Annotated in this window: 6 protein-coding genes; 2 read left to right on the forward strand and 4 right to left on the reverse strand. The window is 66.7% G+C overall.

Going from position 1 to position 5,650, the window contains the following annotated elements:
* The coding region (locus tag JMF90_RS21575; RefSeq protein ID WP_201325412.1) for an ATP-dependent DNA helicase at positions 1-1,251 on the forward strand (1,251 nt) is incomplete at its 5' end.
* A 15-nt stretch (positions 1,252-1,266) separates the two neighbouring features.
* Here JMF90_RS21575 and JMF90_RS21580 read toward each other — a convergent pair.
* Entirely contained in the window at positions 1,267-2,040 is a 774-nt protein-coding gene (locus tag JMF90_RS21580) for an IclR family transcriptional regulator C-terminal domain-containing protein (protein WP_006485222.1), read from the reverse strand.
* A 150-nt stretch (positions 2,041-2,190) separates the two neighbouring features.
* On the opposite strand from JMF90_RS21580, the gene JMF90_RS21585 reads away from it, so the two are divergent.
* Positions 2,191-2,424, forward strand: coding sequence for an AbrB/MazE/SpoVT family DNA-binding domain-containing protein (locus JMF90_RS21585; RefSeq protein WP_011547707.1), 234 nt, complete (start codon positions 2,191-2,193; stop codon positions 2,422-2,424).
* A 45-nt stretch (positions 2,425-2,469) separates the two neighbouring features.
* On the opposite strand, the gene JMF90_RS21590 is transcribed toward JMF90_RS21585, so the two are convergent.
* From JMF90_RS21590 to shiA, 3 genes are all read right to left on the reverse strand, one after another.
* Positions 2,470-2,841: a DUF4440 domain-containing protein gene (locus JMF90_RS21590; RefSeq protein WP_041489393.1), complete on the reverse strand. Its 372-nt coding sequence runs from the start codon at positions 2,839-2,841 to the stop codon at positions 2,470-2,472.
* Positions 2,842-3,199: 358 nt separating this feature from the next.
* Complete coding sequence (locus JMF90_RS21595; RefSeq protein WP_023477875.1) at positions 3,200-4,501, reverse strand: UDP-N-acetylglucosamine 1-carboxyvinyltransferase; 1,302 nt, start codon at positions 4,499-4,501, stop codon at positions 3,200-3,202.
* A 204-nt stretch (positions 4,502-4,705) separates the two neighbouring features.
* On the reverse strand, positions 4,706-5,650 hold a 945-nt coding region (shiA, locus tag JMF90_RS21600), incomplete at its 5' end, for a shikimate transporter (protein ID WP_201325413.1).

Consider the following 5,650-nt stretch of genomic DNA (forward strand, 5'->3'; position numbering starts at 1 on the left):
AGCGCGATGCTGCACACGCTCGCGCAGCAGAATCAGTGGCGGGTCGGCGTGCTCGTCGACGAAGCGCACAACCTGCTCGACCGCGCGCGCAAGATGTACAGCGCGTCGCTCGATCCGTTCGCGTTCGCGGCTGCGCGCGAAGCCGCGCCTGCCGCGCTGCGCAAGGCGTTCGACCGGCTCGCCCGCGCGTGGGGCACGCTCAATCGCGCGCAGGCCGAGCGCTATGCGGCCTATCCCGAGGTGCCGGGCCCGATCGTGTCGGCCGTGCAAAACCTCGTTGCGGCGATCGGCGAACACCTGACCGACGCACCGCGCGCGAACGGCGACGCGCTGCTGCGCTTTCATTTCGAGGCGATCCAGTTCGGCATGCTGGCCGAAGCATTCGACAGCGCATCGATCTTCGACGCGACGCTGCATGGCGAACCGATGCCGCGCCAGCCAGTACTCGACGGCGTCGCGACGGCCGGCCGCCGGCGTCGCGTCCAGTCGGCGCTGTGCGTGCGCAACGTGATCCCGGCCGGTTTCCTCGCGCCGCGCTACGAAGCCGCGCGGGCGACCGTGCTGTTCTCGGGCACGCTGAGCCCGTTCCATTTCTACCGCGACACGCTGGGGCTGCCCGGCGACACGGGCTGGCTCGACGTCGACGGGCCGTTTCGCGCCGAGCAACTGACGGTGCGCGTGGCAAGCCACGTGTCGACACGCTGGCGCGACCGCGATCGCTCGCTCGAGCCGATCGCCGACCTGATCGCCGCGCAATACGCGGCACGGCCCGGGAACTATCTCGGCTTCCTGAGCAGCTTCGACTACCTGGGGCGCGTGGTCGCGCTGATGCAGACGCGCCATCCGGACGTTCCCGTGTGGGCGCAGGCGCCCGGCATGGCCGAAAGCGAACGCGACGCGTTTCTCGCACGCTTCGACGCCAGTGGACGCGGCGTGGGCTTCGCGGTGCTGGGCGGGGCCTTCTCGGAAGGCGTCGATCTGGTGGGCGAGCGGCTGATCGGCGCGTTCATCGCGACGCTCGGGCTGCCGCAGGTCAACGACATCAACGAGCAGATGCGGCGCGCGATGGAAGCTCGCTTCGGCAACGGTTACGACTACATGTACCTGTATCCGGGGCTGCAGAAGGTCGTGCAGGCGGCCGGGCGCGTGATCCGCACCGAGCACGACGAAGGCGTCGTGCATCTGATCGACGACCGTTACCGACGGCGCGAAGTGCGCAATCTGCTGCCGCGGTGGTGGCGGATCGGGTGACGCCGGCGCCGGTCGCTACAGCACGTTGAGCATCGCGAGCGCGGCTTCCTGCAGATGCGGCAGCACGCGCCGCACGGCCGCGTCGGTCGTCTCCGCGCCGATCGGCATGTTCGTGCTGAGCGCGGCGACGACTTCGCCGTGACGGTTCTTCAGCGGCACCGCGATCCCGCGTACGCCGACCTGCAATTGCTGCTCGATCGCCGCGTAGCCGGCGTCGCGCGCCTGGTCGACCTGTTCGAGCAGCCGCGCCTTGTTGGTGATCGTGTGCGGCGTGAACGGCGGCAGCTCGGTCTCGTCGAGCCACGCGCGCACGGCTTCGCGATCGGGATGATGGGCGAGCAGCACGACGCCGGGCGACGTCAATGGCGCCGGCACGCGCGCGCCGAGCACGAAGCCCGTCGTCATCACGCGCGACACGCCGTTGCGGGCGATGAACACGAGCTCCCAGCCGTCGAGCACGCTGACGTACGCCGATTCGTTCAGCGATGCGCTCAGTTGCTGGAGATAAGGCTGGACCGTGCGCGGCAGCCGTGCCGAATCGAAGTACGACCAGCCGACCCGCAGCACGCGCGGCGTGAGGCCGTACAGCTTGCCGTCGGTGTACACGTAGCCGAGCGATTCCAGCGTCAGCAGGTAGCGCCGCGCGGCGGTGCGCGTGAGGCCGGTGCGTGCGGCGGCCTGCGTAGGCGTCATGCGCGCGTGCTGGCTGTCGAATGCCTCCAGGATCATCAGGCCTTTTTCGAGGCCGGCAATCCAGTCGCGTCGGTCGAGGTCGGGCTTTTTCGTCATGGGCGGCGCGCGGGTAGATGCGCGGTGTTCGCGCAGGAGTGGGCGATTATCGCGCGAGTGGTGGGGTAACGGGAAATCGGTCGATCCGCCATCCTTGTCCGCTGGATAGCGGCAGATATAGAGTCGACGACATCTATTCAAGGAGGTCGTATGCGGGTTGCGAAGTGGGGGAATAGTCTGGCCGTGCGCCTTCCGGCCGGTCTGGTCGATGAGTGGGGGCTGCGTGAAGGCGACGAAGTCGAAATCGTCGTTTACCGTGCAGGTGCTTTGGCTGAGAGCCGCAACGCGAGCCCCGAAGCAATTCTCCTGCCGTTGAGGCGTTTCAGAGGCAAGCTGCCAGGCGATTTCAGGTTCAGGCGGAACGACGCAAACGAGTCGGATTGAGTCGACTCGTTCAAGCGCCGGGACGCAGCCGCGGCGCGGTCCAGCTTACTTGTGTTCGTGGCGGAGCGAGGCAATGCGCCATCGCGCGTCGATCACGCACCACTGCTCGACGAAATCGAAGCGGGAATCGATTGCCTGGTTGATTCGTACCGTCCCGATGCCCGTTATCGTCGCCCGTTGTCCGCGCGTAACGATTTGCATGGTTTCGTCCCGATCTGCGATACCGGATCTGTTCGATGCACGTTCGGCCGCTACGACGCGCATTCGCGCAAGAAATTGCGCTTTCGTGCGAATGTGAGCTTCGTGCAGGACAAAGAAGTTCGGGTTTGCGACGAAATCGAGCTGTCCGACATCGGCGTGACGATACGCGTCGATCCAGACGTCGCGCATCTGCGCCAGGGTGAATCGGGGTTCCATAGGCGGTGCATTGTCCTGCTGGAGCGCGGGTGCGCGGTTTTTTGGCGCTATCCGCCGGGGTCAGGAAGGCAGCCTATGGCCGGGCTCATGCTTGGGCAATTGGACAGGTCTGAATCCTGGTTATGCCGTGAGCGGGAAAATGCCGGCAGGGCGCGGGAGTAGACGTCCCGATGACGCATCGTCGGGCTGGCGCTGACTGCGGGGAAGAGGCGTGAAGCAGCACGCAGTGTGCTGCCGTAAGCGATGACAACCGATGGCAGAACGCTGCGCGGCCGCGCATGGAAGCGGCCGATACGGCATGAAAAGCCGAGGAACCGGATGCGACGCGACCGTTACGCGCGTCGCATCCGTCATGACCTTACTCGCTGCTCGTCCACTCGACGTTCGCGCCGACCGAACGCAGGTTCTCGACGAAATGCGGATGCGCGCGGCGGATCGGCAGCGCGTTCATGATTTCCGAGCGGCCTTCGATGCTCGCGGCCACCATCAGCAGCGCGATCGCGACGCGAATGATGTACGGGCTCTCGACGCGCGCCGGCGTCAGTTGCAGCCCGCCGAACGTGATCAGCCGGTGCGGGTCGGACAACAGCACGTGCGCGCCGAACTTCGACAGTTCGCCGGACCAGCCGAGCGCGCCGTCGTAGACCTTGTTCCAGAACATCGCGCTGCCTTCCGCGCGCACGCCGAGCGCGATGAAGATCGGCAGCAGGTCGACCGGCAGGTACGGCCACGGTGCGGCTTCGACCTTGGTCAGGATGTTCTGCGTGAACGGCCGGCGCACGCGCAGCGGGCCGTCGCGTTCCGCGCGCGACCAGCCGTCGCGGTGCGTGACGGTCACGCCGAATTTCGCGAACGTGCGGTCGATCAGCGGGAAATGCTCGGGCGACGAGTTGCGCACCGTGATGTCGCCGCCGGTGATCGCGCCGAGCGCGAGGAACGTCGCGATCTCGTGGAAATCCTCGGCGAAGCGGAACTCGCCGCCGCCGAGCTTGCCGCCGCCCGTCACGCATAGCCGCGACGTGCCGATGCCCTCGATCGCGACGCCGATCATCGCGAGGAACTGGGAGAACTCCTGCACGTGCGGCTCGGAGGCCGCGTTCATCAGCGTCGACGTGCCGTTCGCGGCCGTCGCGCACAGCGCGAAGTTCTCGGTGGTCGTCACCGACGCGTAGTCGAGCCAGTGATCGTTGGCCGTCAGCGGGCCGTCGGTACGGACGATCAGCGAATCGGGCGTGCGCTCGATGTGCGCGCCGAAACGTTCGAACACCTCGACGTGCGGATCGATCTCGCGCACGCCGAGCGTGCAGCCTTTCACGTCGTTCTCGAGGCGCGCGACGCCGAAGCGTGCGAGCAGCGGCGGAATCAGCATGATCGACGAACGCATCGCTTCGGGCAGCCGATGGACCGCCGGATCGAACTTGGTGTTGCGATGGTGAAGCTCGAGCAGACCCGTCGTGAAATCGACCGACACGTCGCTGCCGAGCGTGCGGAAGATGTCGAGGATCTTGCGCACGTCGGTGATGTCCGGCACGCCAACGAGGCGCAGCGGCTGATCGGTCAACAGGGTGGCGCACAGAATCGGCAGGACGGCGTTCTTGTTCGCGGACGGCTTGATGTCCCCGCGCAGCGGAGTGCCGCCGTGGACGATGAGATTCGACATGATATGGGGGCGTATCGGTGACTGACGTAGGCCCATATGATGCCATTGGTCGGCACGCGGCGTGGCATGTTCCGACGGGAAAAGGGGGAATCGGCGCGCGTAACTGACAGTGTTTGACGTCGCGCCCGAGAGGCGACTGGTCGAATGTCGTCCGGCATGGAGAAATGGCCGGCCGCGACTCGGGCCGGCCACGCGCACATTACCTCATCGCGCCGCCCGCATCCGCGCGGCGACCACCAGCGAGATCAGGCAACCGACCGCCAGGTAGCCGGCGACGAGGTGCCACGAACCGCCGGCCACGCTGACGAGGCCGACCGCGATGAACGGCGTGAACCCGCCGCCGACGACGCTCGCGAACTGGTAGCCGACACCCGCGCCGCTGTAGCGGTATTCGGCGCCGAACAGCTCGGTGAACAACGGCTGCTGGACGCTCACGACCATGTCGTGCGCGGCGTTCGCCAACAGGATCGAGAAGATCACGATCCACGCGATCGACCGCGCTTCCAGCGCGACGAAGAACGGCACCGCCGACGCAAGACCGATCAGCGCGCCGATCAGGTAGATACGGCGCAGGCCGTAGCGATCGGCCAGCCACGCGAAGCAGGGGATCGTCACGCAGCTCACCGCGCCCACCAGCAGGCCGATGTTCAGGAACAGGTCGCGCGACATGCCGAGGTTCGTCGTCGAATAGCTGAGCGCGAACGCGGTGACGATGTACATCGTGAACAGCTCGGCAAGCCGCAGTGCAACGATCAGCAGGAACGCCTTCGGGTGGCGCGTCAACGCTTCCAGCACCGGCAGGCGGAGCTTGCGGTTGCCGTGCTCGACCTTCTCGACGAACTCCTGCGATTCGTCCATGTTCTTGCGCACCCACAGCCCGATCAGCACCAGCACGATGCTGAACACGAACGGCAGGCGCCAGCCCCACGACTTGAACGCGGCCTCGCCGAGCGTATGACTGAGGATCGAGACGATGCCGGTGGCCAGCACGAGCCCGACGCCGTAGCCGACCTGCACGCCGCTGCTGTAGAACGCCTTCTTCTGCTTCGGCGCGCTCTCGACCGCCATCAGCGCCGCGCCGCCCCATTCGCCGCCGACCGCGAAACCCTGGATCGCGCGCATCAGCACCAGCAGCACGGGCGCCCACCA

This window comes from Burkholderia sp. E168m23 (genome assembly GCF_016586125.1).
Classification (GTDB): domain Bacteria; phylum Pseudomonadota; class Gammaproteobacteria; order Burkholderiales; family Burkholderiaceae; genus Burkholderia; species Burkholderia orbicola.

Bases quoted from the DNA above. Each gene is read 5' to 3' on its own strand.
- JMF90_RS21590 (WP_041489393.1), bottom strand. From the start codon at position 2,841: ATGGAACCCCGATTCACCCTGGCGCAGATGCGCGACGTCTGGATCGAC.
- JMF90_RS21580 (WP_006485222.1), bottom strand. From the start codon at position 2,040: ATGACGAAAAAGCCCGACCTCGACCGACGCGACTGGATTGCCGGCCTC.
- JMF90_RS21585 (WP_011547707.1), top strand. From the start codon at position 2,191: ATGCGGGTTGCGAAGTGGGGGAATAGTCTGGCCGTGCGCCTTCCGGCC.
- JMF90_RS21595 (WP_023477875.1), bottom strand. From the start codon at position 4,501: ATGTCGAATCTCATCGTCCACGGCGGCACTCCGCTGCGCGGGGACATC.